The organism is Allocoprococcus comes, from assembly GCF_013300725.1.
Classification (GTDB): domain Bacteria; phylum Bacillota; class Clostridia; order Lachnospirales; family Lachnospiraceae; genus Allocoprococcus; species Allocoprococcus comes_A.
In genome coordinates, this window is sequence record NZ_JAAIMM010000079.1 from 1 (window position 1) to 1,544 (window position 1,544).

The following is a 1,544-nucleotide window of genomic DNA, read 5'->3' on the forward strand; positions in this document are numbered from 1 at the left end:
GAACTATACCGATGTAGAGATCGAGGCATCCGGGGAAGATGCATCTGCACAGGCAATCGAAGAACTCAAAGAGGATATTGAAGAAGGAAATGTCATGGTACTGTCTGCGGCTGAAAGAGCCACAAGCAGCGGTTCAACAGTCACACTGACAAAAGGAAGAACGATCTATTATCCAAGTTATATAGGAAATTATCTTACGTGTCTGTTTACCGTAAACGGAAAGATTGCATACTGTCTCCAGTCCCAGAAAGCATCCCCACCGAGTGGAAGTTATGTGGCACAGGTATTGGACAGTAACAAGAATCTGCAGAAAGTCCTTTACTATGGCTATGGCGGGGCGGGAGATCTGACAGGAAGTTATCTGTCCGGGAAATCAGAGGATGAAAAGTATGTGTATACGCATATTGCAGCCAGCTACGCTTACGCAGGAGAAGCCGGATTTACAGGCTGTAATTACAATGACCTTGTAAATGCAGGGGTGATCGCATATATCAATTACCTGTTCGGACAGGAAGAACCTCCAAAAGGGGAACTGAGCCTTTCCAGTACGAAACTGAATGCAGTAAGAGATGGAAATCTCCAGAAAACACCGAATATCACACTGTCCGGGGATCACAGAAATTATGTGACACTCAGTGTGCCGGAACATGTTACCGCACATAACCTGACCAAAGGAACAAGTGTGACAAATGGGAAAATCCAGATTTATGGCGGCGATACTTTTTATCTGTCGGCAGATCTGTTGCTGACAGGCAGTTATGCTTCCGGCAACTTATACGGTTCTGTCGGAAAGACATGGAGAACGCTGGTGCTGACGACCGGAGATTCCAAACAGGATATCGGTGTATTCGAAAGCGAAACAGCAGCTCCGGTAAGCTTCAGCGTACAGTGGCTGAACATGACACGTATTGAGTTGACGAAGAAAGATATCAATACACAGAACCCACTATCTGGAGCAGTTTACGATATTTACACCGATAAGAAGTGCGAAAATCTGCTGATGACGATGACTGCAACCGGAACAGACGGAAAAGCAGTCAGTGATTATTTTGATGCCACACTCAAAACTGTGTATGTAAAAGAAGTGACTGCACCGACCGGATATAAACGGAATCAGGAAGTCTATCAAGTGGACGTTGCAGCCGGAAAGACATTGACGGTAACAGCAACGGATGAGAGGGTCACCGGAAAAGTAAAAATCGCAAAGATTGATAAGGAAACACTTGCATTCCAGCCACAGGGAGACGGCGCTCTTCGAGGTGCGGTGTATGGTCTGTATGCCAAAGAAGATATCGTGCATCCGGATGGAACAACAGGGGTGCTGTTTAAACAGGACAGCCTGATCGCACAGGGAGTCATCGGTGATGATGGAACACTGGAGTTCTCAGAATTATATCTTGGAGAAATGTATGTAAAAGAGATCACTCCGCCGGAAGGATATACACTGGATACTACAAGATATGAGGTATCCGTAACCTATGAGGGACAAGATGTTGCAGAAGTGACAAGAGACCTTACGGTAAAAGAGCAGGTAAAGAAACAGG

1 protein-coding gene is annotated in these 1,544 nt (G+C 45.7%); it reads left to right on the forward strand.

The genetic code is table 11. From position 1 onward, the window contains the following. The coding region (locus G4407_RS16045) for a prealbumin-like fold domain-containing protein (protein WP_173689677.1) at positions 1-1,544 on the forward strand (1,544 nt) is incomplete at both ends.